The sequence below is a fragment of the Variovorax paradoxus EPS genome (assembly GCF_000184745.1).
GTDB classification, from domain to species: domain Bacteria; phylum Pseudomonadota; class Gammaproteobacteria; order Burkholderiales; family Burkholderiaceae_C; genus Variovorax; species Variovorax paradoxus_C.
The window spans coordinates 3,856,826-3,878,372 of the sequence record NC_014931.1; the positions used below are offsets into that span (position 1 = coordinate 3,856,826).

A 21,547-nucleotide genomic window follows, 5' to 3' on the forward strand; every position below is an offset into this window, starting at 1 on the left:
AAAAAAATGCTCTCGAAACTGCGGCCGTTTTCCTCCCCTTCCCTCTCCCCCGAAGATGCCTATCGGCAGAAGTTTCTCGACAACACCGACGAGAACCTCTTCATGGGTTCGTTCGAGAGCTTCGCGGATGCCGAAGCCAATGCGCCGGCTTCCAAGGCCGTGGGCTATGACCACGCCGAGGCGGCCGGCCTCTACAGCCCGCAGATCTATTTCTACGACTACCCGGGCCTGTTCTGGCTGGGACGCTCGATCGATGCGGGCCTCACGCGCGTGTTCGATCTCGGCGGCCACATCGGCATCAAGTACTACGCGTTCCGCCGCGTGCTGAGCTACCCCGACAGCCTGCGCTGGACCGTGTGCGACGTGCCCAGCGTCATCGAGCAAGGCCGCGCCACCGCCGCGCAGCGCGAGGTGAGCGGCCAGCTCGCCTTCACCACCGACTACCGCGACGCCAGCGGCTGCGACGTGCTGTATGCCTCGGGCAGCCTGCAGTACCTACCGGTGCGCATCGACGGCATCCTCTCGTCGCTGGCCGTGAAGCCGCGACGCATCGTGCTGAACACGACGGCCGTGCACCCCGAACGCACGCTCTACACGCTCAACAGCATCGGCGTGGCCGTATGCCCCTACCGCATCGAGCACCACGAGGGGCTGCTCGCGACCCTGACGCAAGCGGGCTACAAGCGGCGCGACGTGTGGCGCAACGAAGGCAAGCCGATCGAGGTGCCCTTTGTGAGCGGCGGCGATCTTCCCTATTACGCGGGGTGCTGTTTCGACCTGGCCTGAGGGGCATCCGGCAAGCGAGGAAGGCAATGCACCTCAGACCGCGAACAGCGAATCCAGGTTCGCGAACGACTTCATCTCGATCGCATTGCCCGAGGGGTCGAGAAAGAACATCGTCGCCTGCTCGCCCGGCTCGCCCTTGAAGCGGATGTAAGGCTCGATCACGAACTTCGTGCTGCGCGCGACGAGCTTGTCGGCCATGGCCTGCCATTTGTCCATCGGCAGGATCGCGCCGAAGTGGCGCACGGGCACATCGTGGCCGTCCACCGCGCTCAGGGCCTTGTGGCCGCACTCGTCGGGCGCGAGGTGCGCCACGATCTGGTGCCCGTAGAAATCGAAATCCACCCACTGCGACGCACTGCGCCCTTCAGGACATCCGAGCAGCTCGCCGTAGAACGCGCGGGCTTCGGCGATGTCGCGAACGGGGAAAGCCAGGTGAAAAGGAATGCGTGTGTCGTGGGTGCTCATGGGATTCGCCGGATTGGTGCTCAGTGGAGGAGGTCGAAATACCCGGACTTTAGGCAACGACCCTCATAGGCGAAAGCGATATATTTCTTCGCTGAGTCCCGATAATTTTGATGAGTCAGACATGATCAACGAACTCCAGACCTTCATCACCGTCTGCCGCCACGGCACCTTTGCGGCAGCGGGCGAACGCATCGGCCTCACGCAATCGGCGGTCAGCAGCCAGATCAAGCGGCTCGAAGAGAGCCTGGGCTTCGCGCTCTTCGACAGGACGGGACGCTCCGCCACCCTGAATGCCGCAGGGGAGACGACGCTGGCGCGCGCCGAGGAAATCTGCGCCCTCTACGCAAAGCTCGGCGACCTGCCCGACGACGCCGCGAACCGCGGGCTGCTGCGCATCGGCGCCATCGCCTCGGCGCAGCCGACGCTGGTGGCGCGTGCGCTCGCCCGGCTGCGGCAAAGCCTGCCGCTGCTGCGGGTGCATGTCTCGCCCGGCGTGTCGATGCGGCTCATGGACGACCTGGATGCCGGCAGCATCGATGCGGCCGTGATCATCCGGCCGCCCTTCGGCCTTCTTCCCGAACTGGCGTGGCAGCCGCTGGTGCAGGAGCCCTACGTGCTGATCGTGCCGGCGGGCATGCCCGCAAGGAAGGATTGGCGCACCCTGCTGCAGGAGCAACCGTTCCTGCGCTACGACCGCGCCTCGTTCGGCGGGCGGATGGTCGAGCGCTTCCTTCGGCGCGAAGGGCTGCAGGTCAGCGACTCCGTCGAGGTGGACGAGATTCCTGCCCTCATCCATCTCGCGGCGAAGGGGCTGGGCGTCGGCCTCGTTCCCTTGGTCGAGGCGCACCTGCCGCTGCCGCCCGGCGTTCGCGCGCTGCCGCTCGGCGAGCACACATTCCATCGCGAAGTCGGCCTGCTCCAGCGCAAGCCGCGAGGCGGGTCGCCGGTGGTCGCGCAGCTGGCGCAGTGCCTGGAGGAAGCAGCGAAAGTGCCCCGGGCGAGAGGGTCTGGAAGGCCCGCCACTCGGTATTAACCATTAATGCGATGAAGGCTGACTGACAGCCCCGGCTTCTACGATGGCAACTGCGGGCAGCACGGCACCGGGCTGCCGCCCTCTTTTTCCAGGAGACATCGTGAAGCCCCTTTCCCCCCTCTTCTCTCTCACCCGCCGCGCCGCGCTTCCACTCGTCGCGGCCCTCGTTCTCGCCGGCTGCGGCACTGTCGGCAACAACAAGCCGGCCACCGACGACATCCACGTCATGACCTCCGGCGGCTTCACCGCGGCCTACAACGACCTGCGTCCCGAGTTCGAGCGCAGCAGCGGACGCTCGGTGAAGACGGCGTACGGCGCCTCGATGGGCAACGCGCAGGACTCGATCCCGAGCCGCCTCGCGCGCAACGAGCCGGCCGACGTGGTGATCCTCGCGCGCCCCGCCCTCGACGACCTCGTCGCCAAGGGCAAGGTGGTGCCGGGCAGCCAGGTCGACCTCGTGCGCTCGGCCATCGGCTTCGCGGTGCGCAAGGGCGCGCCCAAGCCGGACATCAGCACCGTCGATGCGCTCAAGCGCACGCTGATCGCGGCGCCGTCGATCGCCTATTCGGCAAGCGCGAGCGGCACCTACTACGAGACCGAGCTGCTCAAGAAGCTCGGCATCGAAGACCAGGTCAAGCCCAAGAGCAAGCGCATCCTGAGCGAGCGCGTCGGCACCATCGTCGCGCGCGGCGATGCGGCGCTCGGCCTGCAGCAGGTGAGCGAGCTGCTGCCGATCGCCGGCATCGACTACATCGGCCCGCTGCCCGCCGAGGTGCAGCAGAACACCGTGTTCTCGGCCGGCATCGCCACCGCATCGAAGCAGCCCGAGGCGGCGCGGCAGTTGATCCGCTACCTGAACTCGCCGGCCGCCGCGCCCACCATCGCCAAGACCGGCCTGGAGCCGCTTACGGCACGCTGAGCCTGCCGCCCCGGCGGCGCTCGCTCGCTAGCTAGCGCGACTCGATCAGCGCCTTCACCCGCCGCGCGAGCACATCCATCTCGAACGGCTTGGTCATCACATGCATGCCGCGGTCGAGATGGCCGTGGCTCAGCACCGCGTTCTCCGCGTAGCCGGTGATGAACAGCACCTTGAGCCCCGGGCGCGCGGTGCGCGCCGCATCGGCGACCTGCCGGCCGTTCATGCCGCCGGGCAGGCCCACGTCGCTCACCAGCAGGTCGATGCGCTGGCGCGGCGACTGCAGGATGCGCAGCGCGCCCGCGCCGTCGGCGGCCTCCAGCGTGGCGTAGCCGAGGCCCCGCATCACCTCCACGATGATCATGCGCAGCGCGGGCTCGTCGTCCACCACCAGCACCGTGTCACCCTGGTCGGCGCGCGGGGCCAGCGTGGCTTCCACCGGTTCGCTCGCGGCCTCTTCCTGCTCGTCGTGGCGCGGCAGGTAGAGGCTGACCGACGTGCCCTTGCCCAGTTCCGAATAGATGCGCACCTGCCCGCCCGACTGTTTGGCGAAGCCGTAGATCATCGACAGGCCCAGGCCCGTGCCCATGCCGATCGGCTTGGTCGTGAAGAAGGGATCGAAGGCCCGCGCCACCACTTCGGGCGTCATGCCCACGCCGTTGTCGCTGACGGTGAGCGACACGTACTGGCCGGTGGGCATGTCGCGCTCCTGCGCGGTGCGCACATCGACCCAGCGGTTGGCGGTCTCGATCACCAGCTTGCCGCCCTCGGGCATGGCGTCGCGCGCGTTGATGCACAGGTTGAGCAGCGCGTTCTCGAGTTGGCTCGGATCGGCATGCACGTTCCACAGGCCCACCGCCGCGACCACCTCCAGCGAAATCTGCGGGCCGAGCGTGCGGCGCAGCAGCTCTTCCATGTCCGAGACCAGCCGGTTGGCATTCAGCGGCTTGGGCTCCAGCGTCTGCCGCCGCGAGAACGCCAGCAGTCGGTGCGTGAGCGCCGCCGCGCGCTTGACCGCGCCCTGCGCCACGCCGATGTAGCGCTCCATCTCGGCCGGCTTGCCATCGAGCCCGCGCCGGCGCATGAGCTCCAGGCTGCCGCTGATGGCGGCCAACAGGTTGTTGAAGTCGTGCGCGAGCCCGCCGGTGAGCTGGCCCACGGCTTCGAGCTTCTGGCTCTGGCGCAGTTGCTCGCGCGCAGCCTCCAGCTCGGCGGCGCGCTCCTCGACCTGCCGCTCCAGCGACTCGGCAAAGGCCTGCAGTTCGATCTGCGCCTCGCGCCGCGCGATGGCCGAGCGCACCCGGTCGCCGGTCTCGCGCACGAAGTCGAGTTCGTCGCGCGTCCACTCGCGCGCCTGCCCATGGTTGAGGTACAGCAGCCCCACCAGCCCGCCGCGCTCGGTGAGCGGCATATTGACCACCGCGCGCGCGGTGATGGCGTCCAGCGCATCGGCGTTGTCGCGGGTGCGCGGGTCGAGCCGCGCATCGGCGAAGGCCACCGTCACGCCGCGCAGCAGGTCCTCGATGTAGGAGCCGTAGTCGCGAAAGTGCAGCAGCCCCGCGAGACTGGCGACACCGGGCGCGGTCCAGTCGCGGTCGATCGAGATCGTCTCGGCCGCCTTGTCCACCAGGCCGTAGCCCGAGCGGTCCACGCCCAATCGCTGGCCCAGCATGGCCGAGGCCACGTAGGCGATCTCGGCGGGGTCGTCGATGTCGCGGATGCGGTCGCCCAGTTCCATGAGCGCAAGGCGCCGCGACTCCGCCTCGCGGAAAGTCTCGTTGGCCACCTGCAGCTGGAACTCGGCCACGCGCTTGGCGCGCCGGTCGGCCGCCTCCTTCAAGGCGCGTTCCAGCACCACCGGCAGCCGCGCGAGGCGCCCCTTGCTCACATAGTCGGTCGCGCCGCGCTTGAGCAACTCGACCGCGTTGTCCTCGCCGATCACGCCCGACACGAAAACGAAGGGCGTCTCGGGCGCCACCCGCTGCGCGATCGCCAGCGCCTCCGCACCGGAGAAGCCGGGCAGTTCGTAGTCCGACAGGATCAGCGCATGGCTGCGCTCGCCCAGCGCCGCGACGAAGCCGCTCTCGTCGCGCACCACATGCGTCCGCGCCTGCGGCAGCGCGGCGGAAAGGGCCTCGCCCAGGAGTTCGACGTCGAAGCGCGAGTCCTCCAGGATCAGGACGTCGATCGGTACGGGCGCCGCGGCGCCGGCTGCATCCGGGGCGTTCACCGCGTCCGCCATGTTCGCCATGTCCATATCGTCCAGCACGCTCGCGACGCCCGGCCTATTCATGTCGGCGCGTCGCCTTCAAGGAACCGGGCGGCGGCTCGTTGAGCACCGCCCAGAAGACACCCAGCTCGGCGATGGCCGAGACGAACTGGTCGAACGCCACCGGCTTCACCACGTAGGCGTTCACGCCCAGCTCGTAGCTGCGCAGCACGTCCGACTCTTCCTGCGAGGAGGTGAGCATGACCACCGGAATGCTGCGTAGCGCCGCGTCGGCACGCACTGCCTGCAGCACCTCCAGGCCGGTCACCTTGGGCAGCTTCAGGTCCAGCAGGATCACGGCCGGGTTGCCCTCGGAGCGCGCGGCGTGCTCGCCCTCGCGCCGCAGGTAGTCGAGCGCTTGCGCGCCGTCGCGCAGCACGATGACATCGTTCGCGAGCTGGCTGCGCTCCAGCGCGATGAGGGTGAGTTCCAGGTCTCGCTTGTCGTCCTCGACGAGCAGGATCGGCTTAAGCATGTTTTCCTCCGTTGTCTGGCGGCGTGCCCACCGCGTGTTCATTGCCCGGTTCCCGGTTCGGCAGGATGAAGCCGAAGGTCGCGCCCTCGCCCATCGCGCCCTTTGCCCAGACCGTCCCGCCGTGGCGCTCGACGATCCGCTTCACGTTGGCCAGGCCGATGCCCGTGCCTTCGAATTCCTCGGCCTGGTGCAGCCGCTGGAACACGCCGAACAGCTTGTCGACGTACTTCATCTGGAAGCCCACGCCGTTGTCCTCGACCTCCAGCCCGCTGCCCAGGTCGCTGCGGATCGCGCGCACCGCAATGCGCTGCGGATCGCGGGTGCGCGAGTACTTCACCGCATTGGCCAGCAGGTTGCGAACGGCCACCTGCAGCAGCAGCGGATCGGCGTAGAGCGTCGGCAGTCCGGGGTCGATTTGCCACTCGATGCGGCGCGCCGGCTCCAGCCGGGCCAGTTCGCGCACCAGGCCTTCGACCAGCGATTCGGTGTCGACCATGCGCTGCTTCAGCGCGGCGCGGCCCATGCGCGAAAAATCGAGCAGCGCATCGACCATCTGCCCCGCGAAAGCGGCCGCATCCTTGACGTGGCCCAGGTACCGGTGCGCGCGTTCGCTGAGCTGCTTGCCTTCGGTCTGCGCGACGAGGTCGACGTAGCCGGCGATGTGCCGCATCGGCGCGCGCAGGTCGTGCGAGACGGTGTACGAAAAGGCTTCGAGCTCCTTGTTGACACGGCCGAGCTCGGTGGCCACGGCCGCCAGCTCTTCCGCGCGCCGCAGCACCACGCCGATGAGCGCCTGGCGCAGTTCCACCGCAGCGCCCACTTCGGCCGGCGTCCAGGCCGCCGAGCGGCCGCGCACCTCCTCGACCCAGCTGGAGAAGCTGATGCGCGGGTGGATGCGCCCGCTGGCCGCGGCCTTCGGCTTCTTCGGATCGCCGGCCCACTGGATCGTCTGCACGATCTCGGGCCGGAACCACAGGATGAGGTGCCGGTGCACCTGCGAGATCGAGATCGCGAGCACGCCGGCCGCCACCTCGCGGAACTCGTTCGCCGCCGCGAAGTGCGCGGGCAGCTCGCTGCTCTCGTAGACCTCGGTGCCGAGCCCGGCGATCCAGCTCGCCAGCTCCTGCACCTGCGCGCGCGCGGGCACGTCGCCCACGCTCCAGACTTCGTCGTCCAGCACCACGGCCGCGCCGGTGGCGCGTGCCAGCCGCAGCATGAGCGACGACTCCGCCACCAGCCGCTGCAGCGTGGCGTCGCTGTCCGCGAGGTGCGAGACGATCTGCAAAGTGAGTTGGCGCAGCTCCAGCCGCTCGGCCACCGCGACGTTGCTCTCCTTCGACTGGATCTGCAGCGACAGCAGTTGCCCCAGGTGCTCGCACGCCAGGCGGGTGCCGGGGTCCAGAAAGCGCGGCTGGTGGTCGTGGCACGAGATCAGTCCCCACAGCCGCCCGTCGATCACGATCGACACCGACATCGACGCGAGCGTGCCCATGTTGCGCATGTACTCGAGGTGGATGGGCGACACGCTGCGCAACTGGGCCTGCGAGAGGTCGAGGTCGGCCGCGGTGAGCGCCGGATCGGCGGCACGCAGCGGCACCGGCGTGTAGGTGGCGTCGGCGATCAGCCGGAAGTGGTTGACCAGGTACAGCGCACGCGCCTGCTGCGGAATGTCGGAGGCCGGAAAGCGGTGGCCGGTGTAGCTGTCGTAGCCGGGGTCGGCCTCCTCGGCCAGCACCTCGCCATGGCCGGCCGCATCGAAGCGGTAGATCAGGCAGCGGCCGAAGCCGGTCAGGCGCTTCATCTCGGCCGCGGTCAATTGCGTGAGCTGCTCCAGCGTTCCCGCTTCCTGCAGCTTCGGCAGGAAGACGCGCCCGAGCGAGTAGATCGGCGCCTCGTTGCCGGCGGCGGGCAACGCGGCCTCGAACTCGGCGAAGAGATGGCGGTCGCTGCGGTGCGCGGCCACGTCGAGGGTCTCTCCCGCCACGCGCAGCGCGCCGAGCGACACGGGCGTCGCGCCCGGCTCGAGCGCGGGCAGCACCAGTCCGCGAAGGACCTGCTGCGCGGCATCGAGCTGGCCGTCGGGCCAGTTGTCGCTCCAGGCGACGAGGTCGAGGGAATCGGGTTCCAGCACCAGCATCCGGCCGTGCGGCTGGATCGATCCGGGAACGCGGATGGGCTCGAGGTCGCAGGACGACAGGTCGACCTCGGGCGGCCGCAAGGCGTGGGGGGTGGGGGTGGTCGCGTGAGGCTGGGGCACGTTCAATCGGCGCGTGCGGCGGCGCGCTGGGTCCGGGAAAAGAATCTGAAGAAACGGGTGGCGGGGATCATGCCTCGGCGTCCTCTGGGATCTCGTCGGCCGTTTCCTACAAGCCCTGCAATCCGAAGCGGGGCATGAGGCTGCGAAAACCCGCGACCGCGCCGCGCCGGGCCGCGTCGATGGCCGACGGGTCCGCCAGCGCGGCACCGAGCTGGGCGACGAATTCCTTCCATTGCGCCGCGAGCCCGCCGGGCGCATCCACTGGCTGAAAGTACCGCAGCGGATGCGGCGCAAGGCGCGCACCGAGCCGCTTGTGCATCGCCATGCCGCCGAGCTGGGAGCCTTCGAGCACATAGGCCAGGCCCCAGGCGAAGGCAGGATCGCGTACGGATTCCTCGGCCAGCCGGGGGGTCGTGTCCAAACCGTCTCCTTGCTCGCTGGTGTTCGATGCCCCGAGATCGTCGAGATCGAGCGCCAACGCAGCAAGCCGCCGGTCGGTTCGCCGGGCGATGCGTTCGAGGCCCGGCACGCCGGAAGCTGCGAGCGCGTCGCGCACCGCCTGCAACCAGGGCCGAAGGGCGCGCAGGTGCCCTGCATAGTCGGCCAGCGATGCATCGTCCCGCGCGATCGGCAGGCGGCTGTCCAGCGCCTCGTGCAGCGCGTGGGTGGCGGTGCGCAGCGGGCGAAGGACGTCGGCGATATCGGGCGGGTTGGTCGTCATGAAGCAGGCGAAACGGCAAGTCGGAGGGACCGAGGCGGGTGCTCGATCCGGGGTAGACCGAGCCTACGCAAATGCCGCGCGGCGCCGGTGGGCGCGCTTCCCTTTCTCCAGTAGGAAATCCGGCCGGCCCCCACGTAAACTGGCCGCCGCCTCTGCCTCGCCCTCCTCTTTTTTCATCCGACTTTTCCTGGAAGAACGCACGCCATGACCCAGCCCCAGCCTTCCCCCGCCCTCGTCTCCGCCTTCGCGCCCAGCGGCACGCTGCGCGCGTCCATCAACCTCGGCAATCCGATCCTTGCCAACAAGGACGCCGCGAGCGGCGAGCCGGTGGGCGTATCGATCGATCTCGCACGCGAGTTCGCACGGCGGCTCGGCGTGAGTGTCGAACTCGTGGTGTTCGAGAAGGCCGCGGCCTCGGTCGATGCGGTGAAGAACGAGAAGGCCGACATCGGCTTCTTCGCCGTCGATCCGGCGCGCAGCGAAGGCCTGCGCTTCACCGCGCCCTATGTGCTGATCGAGGGCAGCTACCTCGTGCCCGAATTTTCCGCGCTGACCGACAACGCCCAGGTCGATGCGCCGGGCCACCGCATCTCGGTCGGCTCGGGCAGCGCCTACGACCTGTTCCTCACGCGCGAAATCAAGCAGGCCGAGATCGTGCGGCTGCAAGGCGCCGGGCCCGCACTGGCGGCGCTGCGCGCGGGCGAAGTCGAAGTGGCGGCCGGCATTCGCCAACTGCTCGAAGGTGAAGCGGCGCGCGCGCCTGGCGTGCGTGTGCTGCCGGGGCGCTTCATGGTGATCCAGCAAGCCATGGGCACGCCGGCGAGCCGCGGCGCCGAGGCGCAGGCGCTGCTTGCGGCGTTTGTCGAAGAAATGAAGGCGAGCGGGTTTGTGGCCGATGCGCTCAAGCGCCACCGGATCGAAGGGGCGATCGTCGCGCCTTGATTTGCGGGCGACTGTCTGTGTTCAGCGGTCGCCTTCAGGCGGGTGCACAGGCCACCGGGTACTCCCCTCCGCGAATGTCCCCCGGCTTCGCCTCCTCCTTGATTTCGCTGCGGGGAGCACCCGATGCCCTGCGCACTTGGACGCGCTGCTGGTGTATCGATGATCAACGACTGCACTGAAAAACGAGCGCGCCGATGGGGTGCCTTGCGCAGCGAAATAAAGGAGGAGCGAAGCGGGGGACATTCGCGGAGCAAGGTACCCCGTCGGCGTGATCGCCGCCCTGAACTGAACCGACCCAAACGAACGACCCGCAAGCCGTCAGAGCTTGTACGCTTCCACCGGCCCCTGCGAATAGAACAGGAAGTACCCGGTCTCCGTCTTGAAGCTGTTCTTCTGCCACCCCGGCGGCACCTTGAAGATCGCGAGCTGGTCGCTCGACACGCCCACGAACTTCGTGTTCTCGCTGTCGGTGGTGATCCTGGTCCAGCGCTCGCGCGTCACAGGCTGCATCTGCATCTTGGGTTCGCTCCACTCGGGCGTGCGCACCTTGTCGCGCATGATGTAGCGGTCGCCCTGGCGCTCGATCTTCACGACTTCCTTGAGCGCGCCGTTCTTCTTGATGGCGTAGACGCCGACCAGTTCGGCTTCGGGTCCGCCGCCCGCGCCGCAGCCGGCCAGCAGCGAGACGCAGGCGCCCGCCACGATGTACTTGAACAGGTTTTTCATGATGGTCATGGTGTGAGGCATGAGCCGCCGGACGCACCCGAAAAGGTGCGCCCGGCGGACTTCACGCGTGGGTCAGATGTGAATCACGAGGCTCGGTCAGCGCTTGTCGTTCTCGCGCAGCTTCAGGCTGCCCTGGAAGCGCAGTGCGTGCGGGTACTCTTCCTTCTCGCCCGCATCCACCGCCGCCATCTTCTGCTGGCTCAGGTCCGTCTTGGCGAGCAGCGGCGCCGGCAGGTTCAGCACGCCCTTGATCTGGTCGTACTGCGTCTGCGTGATGCGGCCCACTTCCTTCAGGCGGAACGCGTCGCGCTCGATGTTCAGCAAGAGCGGCTTGTTGGCCGCGAAGTTCTGCACCTTGGCCAAGAGGTCGCTCCACGACTGCGCGCTGTAGTTGCTCACGTAGTAGTCCTGTCCGGTCGGCCCGGCCAGCACCGCCGTGCAACCCTGCAGCTCCAGCTGCACCGCGTTGTTGGACATCACGAAGGTCTTGCGCTGCTCCATCGAATTGCCATACGCCAGCGTGACGGGAATGGTCCACGTCGAGGCCGGGAACTGGTTCTGGTTGGGGAACGACTCCTGGCTGATGTTCACGTAGGTGCGGTCGCCGGCACATTGCGCGTCCACGGTCAGGAGCGGAATCCCCGTCTGGCGGATGAGGCTGTCGCCGATGTCGCTCACCTTCTTGTCGGTGACCTTCTCCAGCGAACTCCAGAGGCGCGACGGCGTGACGTTGCCGTACGCGTAGTCCTTCAGGTAGATCTGCAGGCCCTTCTGCATCGCCTCTTCGCCGATGTAGTTCTGGATCGTCTCCAGCACATGGCTGCCCTTGTTGTAGACGAAGATCGACGGGCTGATGAAGCCGAACGAACCCGCGTCGTTCAGGTTGCGCTGCACCGGCACGGCCGTGTTCTTCAGGTCGGCCACGATCACGTTGTGCTTGTCCAGCACGTAGTCCGAGAAGCTGTAGTACTCGGGGTGGAACTTGATGGTGGTGCGCCTTTCGAACCAGCGCGCGAACGATTCGTTGAGCCACACGTTGTCCCACCAGTCGAGCGTGACCAGGTCACCGAACCACTGGTGCGCGATCTCGTGCGTCACCACCGTCACCGAGTACAGCGTGGGCTTGTCGCCCGGCTTGGTCAGCACCGAATCGGCGAACTCGAAGATCGAGCCCCAGTTCTCCATGCCGCCGAAGCCGGTGTTGGGTTTGTTGTCGTAGCTGTCGTTGGCAGCGACGGTGTCGAACTTCTTGAAGGGCAGCGGGATGCCGGTGTACTTGTAGTAGTAGTCCATCGACACCTTCGTCCACTCCATCGCGAACTTGGCCCAGTCCGAGCGGCCCGGCGGCGTGAACCAGCGCAGCGGCATGTCGCTGCCATCGAGCGGGTTCTTGAAGGTGTCGGCCAGGATGTCGAACTTGCCGCCGCCGAAGAAGGTGAGATACATCGGCATCGACGGCGTCTTCTCGAACGACACCTGCTGGTAGCCGTCGGGCAGCTTCACCGCCGACTTCTGCGCACCGTTCGAGACCGTCTTCCAGTCGCCCGGCACTTCGGCCGAAATCTCGAAGGTGTGGCGGAAGGCCGGCTCGTCCCAGCCCGGGAACCACTGCCGCGCGTAGTTGGTTTCGCCCTGCGTCACGATGGCATCGCTGCTCACGCCTTCGGGTGTCGAGAGGCCCACCTTGAAGATGCCGGTGGCGGCCGAGCAGAACGGGTTGCGCGCCATCTCCGCGGGCGGGCAGTACTCCGCATCGGAGAACTGGATCTTGCCGTCCCACTCCATGTGCAGCAGGTACTTGCCCTTGGCGATCTGGCCGTCGTTCAAACGCAGCTGCACGAAGTCTCCGAGCGTCTGCGGCGTCGGGATCAGCGGGATCGCCTCACCCGGGTTCGACACCTTGCGCAGCGTGGTGCGGCCCTTGGCGAAGTTGAGGTTGTGTGCAGCGACCACGATCGCATCGACGGGCTTGAGCACTTCGATCTCCACGTCGCCGCGGCCCACGAAAGTCTTGAGCGCCGCATCGGGCCGGAACCACAGCTTGTAGTTGCTCGGCCAGACGGTGTCGGGCAATTCCATCGGCTTGGCGGACTTGTCGACCGCGGACACGGCAGCCGGTGCCGGCACGCCGTCGTCCGGTGTCTTGCCTGTGCTGTCGGATGCCGGGCCGGAGGTGATCGGGCCCGACAGGCCGACACCCGAACCGCCACCGAACGAAGGGCTACTGTCTCCGCCGCCGCCGCAAGCCGTGAGAACGGCAAGGGTCACTGCGGTGATGGCAAGATGATTCACGAGGGAGTAGTTGAGTTTTTTCATGATCGCCTTTTGGTAAGGACATTTGCGCTGTCCTTGCATGCATCGGCGGGTAGCCGGTGATGCGCGGAGACGCGCGGTGATGGAAGAACGACTGACGCTGCGAACAGGCAGCACCGCACCCTCCCGGCGAACGAGACGTTCGTCAGGACAAGACGGAACCACCGGAATTTCTTAAGTCGATGTGCTGCGTAAAAACGAATGCACGTGCGACACCAAGCCACGCTGCAAGCTATGCAGGCGGCCCGAGGATGCGGGGGGTGATGGCTTCCATTCCCGTCGGATCGCGGGTGGATGGGATGCGGGGGGAGCGGGCCTCGAGGCGGCTGTGTGCCTTAGCGCCCGCGCCTCGGCGCGGCTCGTTCATGCGCAGCAGGAACGACACGCGTTGTGGTGCTCGTCAGGATCAGAATTCTTGCGGCTCTTGTCGTTGATATCACGCGCATTCCCTCGTCCATTGAATGCGCTCAGTTGTAGCTGATCGAATGCGACAGCTCAACGACTCGCGGAACTTTTCGCTCTCAAAATGTTCGCGCGCGCTAGGACGAATGGAGTCACCGCATTCAATGCGTGTCGTGCAATACGAAGTTGGTTTCGCAGATTCGGCACATGCGCGGCGCGCGTACGAAAACTCGTAGCCATCGAGTGTGACGATGCAGCCACACTCCCTGCCTCAAGGCGATACAGGCGCTACAAAACCTGTGAATGCGCAGCGCTCGAAGCCACGCGCGTGCGTTCGCGCAACCACAGCACGAAGCCGCAGCCGAACACGATGACCTGCGTACCTATCAGCAGCGCGAAACCTGCGAAGAAGCCCGATGCGGATGCGGCCGACGCAGTGGCTGCGCCCGATGCCGACGAGCCGTGCGACACCGCGCTGATCACGCCGCCCATCAACGCCGGCATGAAGCCCGCCACGAGGCTCCCTGCCCCGTTGGTCACGCCGAAGGCGCTCGCGGTGTGCTCGGGGCGCGAGCAATATTGAATGGTGCTCGGGATCGCCGGGCTCTGCAGTCCCCAGAAGAAGTTAGCCGCAATGAGGCAGCACGCCGCAGCGTACGGATCGTGCGCGTTGATGGCCATCAGCACCGACAGCGCCACGCCCACGCTCGCACCCATGAAGATGAAGGGTACGTGCTCGCGTTCGATCTTGTCGATGACGACACCGCTCACCAGCACGGCGAGCACCGTCGCGTACTGCGGCAACGAAGCGAGCCAGCCCATCTCGCGCAGCGAGAAGCCGCGCGCTTCGTGCAGGTAGGTCGGCAACCAGTTGCTGCTGCCCCAGAGATAAGCCAGCGCTGCCGATGTGAGCAAGGTGATGAGGAACAGGTGCCGCGTGTGCAGCGCGCCCTTCACGATCGCACCCACGCGCGCCATCGCCTCGCGGAGCGACGAAGGCCGCGCAGCGTCTTCCTTGCCGGGCGGCATGCGCACGAAGGCCAGTACCAGCGGAATGCCGAGCGCGATGTTCATGATGCCCAGCACATGGAACGAGGTGTCCCACTGGAACTGCGCGAGCAGGTAGCCCACCAGCGGATAGCCGACAGCCAGCCCGATGCCCGTGCCCATGTTCACCAACGCGTTGGGCTTGCCGTTCTCGTGGCTCTGGAAGTGCGCCTTGATGTACGACGAAGCAAGCGAGAACAGCGGCCCCTCCGACACGCCCAGCAGCACGCGCGAAGCCAGCAGCAGGCCGTAGCTGTTGAACATCGGCGAGGCCCATGTCACCACGCCCCACAGGATCAATCCGTAGATCAGGCTGCGCCGCACCCCGAACAGCGCCGAGCAGAACGGCGTGAGCACGAAGGCCGAGACGCCATAGCCGAGCATGAACGCCGTCGCCAGCAGGCCCTGGCTCACGCGGTCGTTAGCCGCGAGGCCCACGTGGTCGAGGAACGCGGCGTCGGTGATCAGCACCGCGATGTTGATGCGGTCCACGTACGAGATCGCGACGATGGCGAACAGGGTGGCGACGCCGTACCAACGAAGGTGTTTGCTCTGCATGGGTGTGTGTTCGTGTTTGCTGCGACGGTGCGTGCGCCTAGAACATGTGGCGCATGCCGAACTCGGTGCCGCTGGACGCTCGGTTCGGCGCGGTGATCGCGCCCGAGAGCGCCTGCGTGGCGCCGTTTCTGTTGCTGATGCGCGCGATGGTCGCGTAAAGCGCGGTGCGCTTGGAGAGGTTGTGCACGTAGCCGATGGCCAGCTTCGACGAGGTCGGCTTCAGTGCGGCGCCCGCTGGCTCCAGTCGGTAGCGCGCGTACGAGGCCTTGATCTCGCCGACGCCGATGGGCAGCTGGAAGCCGATGAGCGCGCCCTTCGCGTCGGTCGTGCCCTTCGACTCGGTGTACAGCTCGCTCGTGAGCTTCAGGTTCATGAGCGACTGACCGAAGGTGTAGGCCGCGCCGAGATTGGTCACGCGCAGGTCGCCGCTGGCATAGCGCGTCTTGCCGGTGGCCAGCGCGATGTTGAGGCCGCCGTTCTGGTAGCCGAAGCGCAGGCCCGTGTGATTGCCATCGCGCTTGTTCGGCACCCGCGTGCCCGGCAGCACCGAGTTCGAATCGTTCTCGCCCATCGCGTACATCACCTGCCCGTAGAAGCCGCCGAGCGAGGCCGGCAGCAGGTAGCCGATGCTGTTCGATGCGCGCGTGCCCGTCGGCGCGACGAGGCCGCCGAGACCCGAGAAATAGATCTGGTTGGCACCGATGCCGCCGCCCGTGCCGAAGGGATCGAAGATGGCGGTGTTCCAGAACGCGGGCACGTAGTCGCGGCCCAGGCGCACTTCGCCGAACGAGCCGGCAAGGCTCACGGTCGAGCGGCGGTTGAAGCTCAGCACGCCCGCGGTGCCGTTGCCGCTGGCCTGGTTGTTCGAGTTCGAGGGAAAGCCCAGCGCGCTGTCGTTCTGCAGGCCCATCTCGAGCCAGAAGTTGGCCGAGTAGCCGCCGCCCAGGTCTTCGGTGCCGCGAAAGCCGAGGCGGCTGAACATGTTGCCGCTGTTGGAAAGCTGCGTCTTGTGGGCCGATCCGTTGCCGCTGCCGCGCGTGTAGGTGACGGCCGCGTCGACCACGCCGAAGAGCGTGAGGGAAGATTGGGCCAGCGCTCCGCCAGCCGTGCTGGCCGCAGCCAGCGCGATCAAGTAGTTTTTCAATGGATGTCTCGGTTGGTTTTTCTCAGATGTCCAGCACCAGCCGCTCGCCCTTGCAGCGAGAGACGCAGATCATCATGGTCTTGTTGGACGCACGTTCGATCTTGGTGAGGATGCCGTCGTGGTGCTCGACTTCGCCTTCGAGCACCGCTGTTTCGCAGGCGCCGCACACGCCTTCCTTGCAACTGTGGTCGGGGTTGAGCCCGGCATCGATGAGACTGTCGAGGATCGACTTGCCCGCCGGCACTTCCACGCTCTTGCCGCTCTTCGCGCACTGCACCACGCAGCCTTGCGTGGCGCTCGGCGCTTCCACATGCACCGCTGCGAAACGCTCGATGTGCGCGTTGGCATAGCCCAGTTGTTCGCAGCTCTTCTCGAACGCATCGAGCATCGGCGTCGGGCCGCAGCAGTAGTAGTGGCTGGTGCCGCCCTTGCCCGCCAGCAGCTTCGCGAGGTCGGGCGGTGCGCCCTTCTCGTCGTCGAAGTGCCAGGTGAGCGGGATCGCCTTCTCTGTCGCGAGCGCCTCGATGGACTCGCAGAACGCGGACTCCTTGCGGGTGCGTGCGCAGTACAGCAGTTCCACCGGCTGGCCGATGGCCGCGAGCCGCTGCAGCATGCACCAGATGGGCGTCACGCCGATGCCGCCGGCCACGAGCACCGAGCGCTCGGCGTCCTCTTGCAGCTTGAAGTTGTTGCGCGGCGCCGAGATCGGCAGCGTCATGCCCACGCGCAGCTGCTGGTGCACATAGCGCGAGCCGCCGCGGCTCTTGCGGTCGTTGAGCACGCCGACCACGTAGCGCTGACGGTCGCTGGCCGGATTGCACAGCGAGTAGCTGCGCACCAGCCCGTTGGGCAGATGCAGGTCGATGTGGGAGCCGGCTTCGAAGGCCGGGAAGTCCACGGCGGGCGTGGCAGGCCGGAACTCGACACTGACGATGCCGTCAGCCTCGTAGCGCATCGTGTGCACGAGGGCGTTCAGCGTAGGAGAAGACATGGGCGTGCTCGCTTCCCGGTCAGGCCGTCGCGGCTTCGGTGGCTTCGGCCAACTGCGCTACCGCGAGGTTGCGCATGTGGCGGCGGAGGCGAACGATGCCCAGGTCGTGCTGGTACAGGTTCTCGTGCTGGTTGGCGTCGGGCTCCATCTCCTCCAGCATCACGCGGTCCTGCTCCAGCACATGCCAGTGGCGCGCCTCCAGGCGGTTCTTGTAAAGGAAGCGCCAGGTGTCGCGCTCCCAGCCCTTCGCGAGCTTGCGCACGCGCCAGAAGAAGGTGGCCGTCATGCCATCGGCCATCGGCGAGAACGCGCCGATGATGATGAAGTTGCCGCCGGGGCCGCCGGTCTTCGGGTACGGAATTTCCAGCCGCATCCAGTGGATGCCGGTGTCGGCCCATTCGGTCCAGTCGAAGTTGACGTTGCGCTGGCCTTCCTTCTCGAACACGAAGCCGATGTCGGTCTGGCGGATGCCGAACTTGGCCGACGAATCGCCCTCGGCCATCGAATGCGACTGCTTGTGCAGGTAGGTGCCGTGCATCGGGTCCATCACGTTGTCGAGCACGTAGCGGTAGTCGCCCTTCCATTCGGTGTAGCAGAGGAAGCTGCTGTACTCGGCCTCGTCGGTGAGCTGCTCCGGCAGCACCAGTGACGGCGGAATATCGACCGGCTCCTTCGAGTTGTAGAGAAACACGGCACCGGCACGCTCCTGCACATGGAAGTGGCGCGTGGCCTGCGAGCCCTCGAGCTTGCAACCCGGGCTGCCGGGCACGCGCGTGACGACGCCGTCATGGCGCACCTCGACGCCGTGGTACGGGCACGAAAGGCGGTCGCCCAGGATCACGCCCTGCGACAGCGGCGCGCCGCGGTGCGGGCAGCGGTCTTCCAGCGCATGCAGCACGCCTTCGCCGTCGCGCCACAGGGCAATCTTGCGGCCGAGGCGGCGCAGGGAGATGGGGTTCTCCTTGATGAAGTGCGAGGGGCAGATCGGGTACCAGAGATCTTTCAGGCCGATCTCGAGCAGATCGCCGACCGGGTCGGCGGAAACGGGAGTGATGGCGATGGTCATGGGGGTTCCTCTCAGGCGGCCAAGGCGGCCATTTCCTTGCGGTACAGCGCTTCGGTCCAGGGCTGGCCGCCGGGTGTGGCGAGGCCGCTGTCGTTCAGGCGCTGCACGAGGCCGCCGAGGTCGTGGATGCCATCGGCAAAGGCGCGTTCGATCACGTCGCCCAGCAGGTCTTCGTAAGTGGTCGCGGGGCGCTGGCGCGCCTGGTGCGGTTGGAGATAGCGGTCTTGTTGCATCGTGGGCCTCCGGGGGTGAGGTGAAATGAAATCAGGCGGTGGCTGCGGTGGGCTCGCCCAGCGGCACGGCCCAGGCGTCGTAGCCGTAGACCCAGTCCGCATTGCCGCCTTCGCGCAGCCAGTTGTTGCCGCGCGAGCCGAGTTGCACCTGGCTGGCGCGCGCTATGCGGGCTTTCTCGTAGCTCTTCAGCGCCTCGGCCGCATCGGACATCGACACGCCTTCGAGGTGGCGCGACAGCACCACGGCGTCTTCGATCGCCATGCCCGCGCCCTGCGCCATGAACGGCAGCATCGGGTGCGCCGCGTCGCCCAGCAGCGCCATGCGGCCCTCGGCCCATGCGGGCATCGGGTCGCGCTCGTACAGCGCGGTCTTGAGCACCGTGTCGCAGGCATCGAGCAAGGCGCGCGCTTCAGGGTGGTAGGCCACGTACTGTTCGCGCAGCTCGTCGACGCTGCCGGGCGCGGTCCACGATTCGAGATGCCAGGTGTCCTGCGGTGTGGTCGCGAAGATGAAGATGTCCTTGCCGCGGTTCAGCGGGAAGGTGACGATCTGGCTCTGCGGATTCGGGCCCCACCACTTGGTGAACGCGCCGAGGTTCGGCACGCCGGCCACGCGCTCGGCGGGCACGACGGCGCGGTAGGCGACGATGCCGGTGAAGCGCGGGCTCTCGGCACCGAACATCGCGGTGCGCACGCACGAGTGGATGCCGTCTGCGCCGAGCAGCACCCCGACGCGGGCGCTGGTGCCGTCGGTGAACGAGAGGGTCACGCCCGCTTCGTCCGCGGCGATCTTCTCGGCGCGCTTGCCGAGGGCGACGCGCTCGGCCGGGAACATGTCGGCCAGTGCGGCCAGCAGGTCGGCGCGGTGGATGGTGAGCTGCGGTGCGCCATAACGTTCTTCCGCCGAGTCGGCCATCTCCAGCCGCGAGGTTTCTTCGCCGGTGTCGTAGGTTCGGCTGATGCGGTGCGACGGGCGCGCCGCCGTCACGCGGGCTGCTTCACCAACGCCCAGCCCGTCGAGCGCGCGCACCGCGTTGGGCGTGAGGTTGATGTCCGCACCTACGCGGGCGAATTGCTTCGCCTGCTCGAACACGACCACGTCGTGCCCCGCGCGCCGCAGCGCGATGGCAGCCACCAGGCCGCCGATGCCGGCACCGACGATGCCGATGGTGGATTCGCTTGTCTTCATGATGTCTCTGCCTGGTTCTTGCTTGCGGCTCACTCGGCCACGATGTTGCGGGCCTTGATGATTCGGGCCCACACGGCTGTTTCTTCGCGGATGTGCGCAGCGAATTCGGAGGGCTTCATCGCCGCATCCGTCATGCCCTGCACCTTCAGGCGCTCGCGCACATCGGGTTGGGCGAGCATCTCAGCGGCATCTTTCGCGAGCTGCTCGACCACGGCGGGCGGCGTGCCCTTGGGTGCCAGCAATCCGTACCACGAAGTCACGGTCACGCCCTGGATGCCCTGCTCCGCCAGCGTCGGAATGTCAGGCGCCGCCGCGCTGCGCTTGGCCTCGGTCACGCCCAGCGCGATGAGCTTGCCGTTCTTGATGAAGGGCATGGTCGCGGGCAGGTTGCTGAACATCAGCGGCACCGAGCCGCCGAGCACGTCGTTGAGCGCAGGCGCCGTGCCCTTGTAGGGCACGTGCAGCAGGTCGATGCCGGCCTGCTGCTTGAAGAGTTCGCCCGCCAGGTGCAGGCCGCTGCCCACGCCGGGCGACGCATACGACAGCGTGTTGGGCTTGGCCTTGGCCATCGCGACCAGTTCCTTCGCGCTCTTGATGCCCGACGACGGCGCGGCCACCAGCACGTTGGGTGCCTTCGCGAGCATGGTGACGGACACGAAGTCTTTCTCGATATCGAACGGGAAGTTCGGCATCAGCGTCGGGTTGATCGTGAGGTTGCCGGCCGGCACCACGAGCAGCGTGTGGCCGTCGCCCTTCGCACGCTTGACCTTGTCGATGCCGATGTTGCCGGCCGCGCCCACGAGGTTCTCGACCACGGCCGCCTGGCCGTAGCGCTTGGCAAGGCCGTCGGAGAGCACGCGCGCCAACGTATCGACCGGCCCGCCGGGCGGGAACGGCGAGACGATGGTGAAGCGCTCGCTGGAGAGCTGCTTCTGTGCATCGCCCTGCGCATGCACCGGCATGACGACAGCGGCCAATGCGGCGAACAGAAGGGAGATGGAAAAACGTCGTGGCATGGTGATGATCGAGTCAGTCATTTCTTCTCGGTGAGAAAGGCGCCCTTCGGGCCTTCCGCGTTCTTCTGGCGGCGCGTGTGGCCATCGAGGCCGCCATCGACCGCCCACTCGGCGAACACTGTCGGGCCGGGCTCGAACTCGCGCGGCTGCCAATCGGCGGTGAGCTGGTCTTCATCGGCGTAGTACTCGATGAGTCCGCCGGCCGGGTTCTTGAAGTACCAGAAGTAGGCCGACGACACCGGATGCCGCCCCGGGCCGAGCTGCGTTTCCCAGCCGCGGCGCGAGAAATGCAGGCCACCGCCGAACACTTCGTGGATGTCGCGCACGGTGAAGGCCACGTGGTTCAGGCCGCGCTTGCCCGAGGGAATCTGCAGCAGGAACAGGTCGTGGTGGCCGCCCTCGGCCGCGCAGCGCATGAAGGCGCCGCGGTTCGGGTAGCTGTCGGACGAGACGAAGCCGAAGCGGTCTGCATAGAACGCGCTGGTGCTCACCACATCGCTCACGAAGAACACGACATGGCCGACTTCGATGGGCGTCGCGCGCTCGTAGATCGGCGCGGGCTGGTTCACGCGCAGCTTGGCGTTCCAGGTGTTCATCGCGCCGCAGTCGACTTCGACCGCGCGCTTGCGGCTGACCTGCAGGCGCACGGCGAGGCCGTTGGGGTCGATGCAGCCGATGCGGCGTGCGCCATCGACGGTGGCGTCGAAGAACGCCGGGTCTTTCGAGATGGCGGCGGCGTAGCGGTCGAGGTCCGCGTCGCTTTCGACGCCCCACACCACTTCGCGCAGCGTCGGCCCCTCTTCCATCGCGGGCGGCAAGCTCGCCTTGTCCAACGCCGCAACGACAACCTTGCAACCGTTGAGGCACTCGAAGACGAGTTCGTCGGCCGCTTCCGACTTCAGTGCGAGGCCCCAGTCCTCGAAGAACTGGCGGCAGGTGGGCAGGTCGTCCGCCCCGTAGGTGATCTGGTCGATGCCTAGAACGCTCATGGCCGTGTC

Annotated in this window: 19 protein-coding genes; 4 read left to right on the forward strand and 15 right to left on the reverse strand. The window is 67.1% G+C overall.

Annotated elements, in window-relative coordinates; translation table 11 throughout:
* Positions 1–6: 6 nt before the first annotated feature.
* Entirely contained in the window at positions 7–786 is a 780-nt protein-coding gene (locus tag VARPA_RS17830) for a TIGR04325 family methyltransferase (RefSeq protein WP_013541980.1), read from the forward strand.
* A 33-nt stretch (positions 787–819) separates the two neighbouring features.
* On the opposite strand, the gene VARPA_RS17835 is transcribed toward VARPA_RS17830, so the two are convergent.
* The gene (locus VARPA_RS17835) at positions 820–1,251 is read right to left on the reverse strand and encodes a VOC family protein (RefSeq protein WP_013541981.1); all 432 of its coding nucleotides are present in this window, start codon (positions 1,249–1,251) and stop codon (positions 820–822) included.
* Positions 1,252–1,372: 121 nt separating this feature from the next.
* On the opposite strand from VARPA_RS17835, the gene VARPA_RS17840 reads away from it, so the two are divergent.
* Together VARPA_RS17840 and VARPA_RS17845 are read left to right on the forward strand one after the other, a co-directional pair.
* Entirely contained in the window at positions 1,373–2,284 is a 912-nt protein-coding gene (locus tag VARPA_RS17840) for a LysR family transcriptional regulator (protein ID WP_013541982.1), read from the forward strand.
* A 100-nt stretch (positions 2,285–2,384) separates the two neighbouring features.
* On the forward strand, positions 2,385–3,203 hold the full coding sequence (locus VARPA_RS17845) for a substrate-binding domain-containing protein (RefSeq protein ID WP_013541983.1): 819 nt from the start codon (positions 2,385–2,387) through the stop codon (positions 3,201–3,203).
* Positions 3,204–3,234: 31 nt separating this feature from the next.
* Here the strand turns inward: VARPA_RS17845 and VARPA_RS17850 are convergent, their stop codons facing one another.
* From VARPA_RS17850 to VARPA_RS17865, 4 genes are all read right to left on the reverse strand, one after another.
* Positions 3,235–5,493 carry a response regulator gene (locus tag VARPA_RS17850; protein ID WP_013541984.1) on the reverse strand — a complete coding sequence of 753 codons (2,259 nt, stop codon included), beginning with the start codon at positions 5,491–5,493 and terminating at the stop codon, positions 3,235–3,237.
* The gene (locus VARPA_RS17855; protein ID WP_013541985.1) at positions 5,486–5,944 is read right to left on the reverse strand and encodes a response regulator; all 459 of its coding nucleotides are present in this window, start codon (positions 5,942–5,944) and stop codon (positions 5,486–5,488) included. Before VARPA_RS17855 ends, VARPA_RS17850 begins: the two co-directional genes overlap by 8 nt.
* A complete protein-coding gene (locus tag VARPA_RS17860; protein WP_013541986.1) occupies positions 5,937–8,201 on the reverse strand; it encodes an ATP-binding protein in 2,265 nt (754 codons plus the stop codon). Before VARPA_RS17860 ends, VARPA_RS17855 begins: the two co-directional genes overlap by 8 nt.
* 106 nt (positions 8,202–8,307) lie before the next feature.
* Positions 8,308–8,922 (reverse strand): biliverdin-producing heme oxygenase, encoded by a 615-nt coding sequence (locus VARPA_RS17865; RefSeq protein WP_013541987.1) that lies wholly within the window; start codon positions 8,920–8,922, stop codon positions 8,308–8,310.
* Positions 8,923–9,126: 204 nt separating this feature from the next.
* Here VARPA_RS17865 and VARPA_RS17870 point away from each other — a divergent pair, with 204 nt between their 5' ends.
* Entirely contained in the window at positions 9,127–9,864 is a 738-nt protein-coding gene (locus VARPA_RS17870; protein ID WP_013541988.1) for an ABC transporter substrate-binding protein, read from the forward strand.
* A 318-nt stretch (positions 9,865–10,182) separates the two neighbouring features.
* Here the strand turns inward: VARPA_RS17870 and VARPA_RS17875 are convergent, their stop codons facing one another.
* The 10 genes from VARPA_RS17875 to VARPA_RS17920 all read right to left on the reverse strand — a co-directional run bounded on the left by VARPA_RS17875 (position 10,183) and on the right by VARPA_RS17920 (position 21,538).
* Positions 10,183–10,599, reverse strand: coding sequence for a hypothetical protein (locus VARPA_RS17875; protein ID WP_234974769.1), 417 nt, complete (start codon positions 10,597–10,599; stop codon positions 10,183–10,185).
* Positions 10,600–10,686: 87 nt separating this feature from the next.
* Positions 10,687–12,906 carry a M1 family metallopeptidase gene (locus VARPA_RS17880; protein ID WP_013541990.1) on the reverse strand — a complete coding sequence of 740 codons (2,220 nt, stop codon included), beginning with the start codon at positions 12,904–12,906 and terminating at the stop codon, positions 10,687–10,689.
* A gap of 687 nt (positions 12,907–13,593) precedes the next feature.
* Complete coding sequence (locus VARPA_RS17885) at positions 13,594–14,910, reverse strand: MFS transporter (RefSeq protein ID WP_013541991.1); 1,317 nt, start codon at positions 14,908–14,910, stop codon at positions 13,594–13,596.
* A gap of 37 nt (positions 14,911–14,947) precedes the next feature.
* Positions 14,948–16,054, reverse strand: a complete 1,107-nt coding sequence (locus tag VARPA_RS17890) for a porin (RefSeq protein WP_013541992.1) — start codon at positions 16,052–16,054, stop codon at positions 14,948–14,950.
* A gap of 22 nt (positions 16,055–16,076) precedes the next feature.
* Positions 16,077–17,045: a PDR/VanB family oxidoreductase gene (locus VARPA_RS17895; RefSeq protein WP_013541993.1), complete on the reverse strand. Its 969-nt coding sequence runs from the start codon at positions 17,043–17,045 to the stop codon at positions 16,077–16,079.
* A gap of 19 nt (positions 17,046–17,064) precedes the next feature.
* Positions 17,065–18,111 carry an aromatic ring-hydroxylating oxygenase subunit alpha gene (locus tag VARPA_RS17900; RefSeq protein WP_013541994.1) on the reverse strand — a complete coding sequence of 349 codons (1,047 nt, stop codon included), beginning with the start codon at positions 18,109–18,111 and terminating at the stop codon, positions 17,065–17,067.
* An 11-nt stretch (positions 18,112–18,122) separates the two neighbouring features.
* Complete coding sequence (locus VARPA_RS17905; protein ID WP_013541995.1) at positions 18,123–18,344, reverse strand: recombinase-like helix-turn-helix domain-containing protein; 222 nt, start codon at positions 18,342–18,344, stop codon at positions 18,123–18,125.
* A gap of 31 nt (positions 18,345–18,375) precedes the next feature.
* Entirely contained in the window at positions 18,376–19,533 is a 1,158-nt protein-coding gene (locus VARPA_RS17910) for an FAD-dependent monooxygenase (RefSeq protein WP_013541996.1), read from the reverse strand.
* Positions 19,534–19,562: 29 nt separating this feature from the next.
* On the reverse strand, positions 19,563–20,570 hold the full coding sequence (locus VARPA_RS17915; RefSeq protein WP_013541997.1) for a Bug family tripartite tricarboxylate transporter substrate binding protein: 1,008 nt from the start codon (positions 20,568–20,570) through the stop codon (positions 19,563–19,565).
* Complete coding sequence (locus VARPA_RS17920) at positions 20,567–21,538, reverse strand: VOC family protein (protein WP_013541998.1); 972 nt, start codon at positions 21,536–21,538, stop codon at positions 20,567–20,569. The genes VARPA_RS17915 and VARPA_RS17920 overlap by 4 nt, the downstream gene beginning before the upstream one ends.
* Positions 21,539–21,547 lie beyond the last annotated feature (9 nt).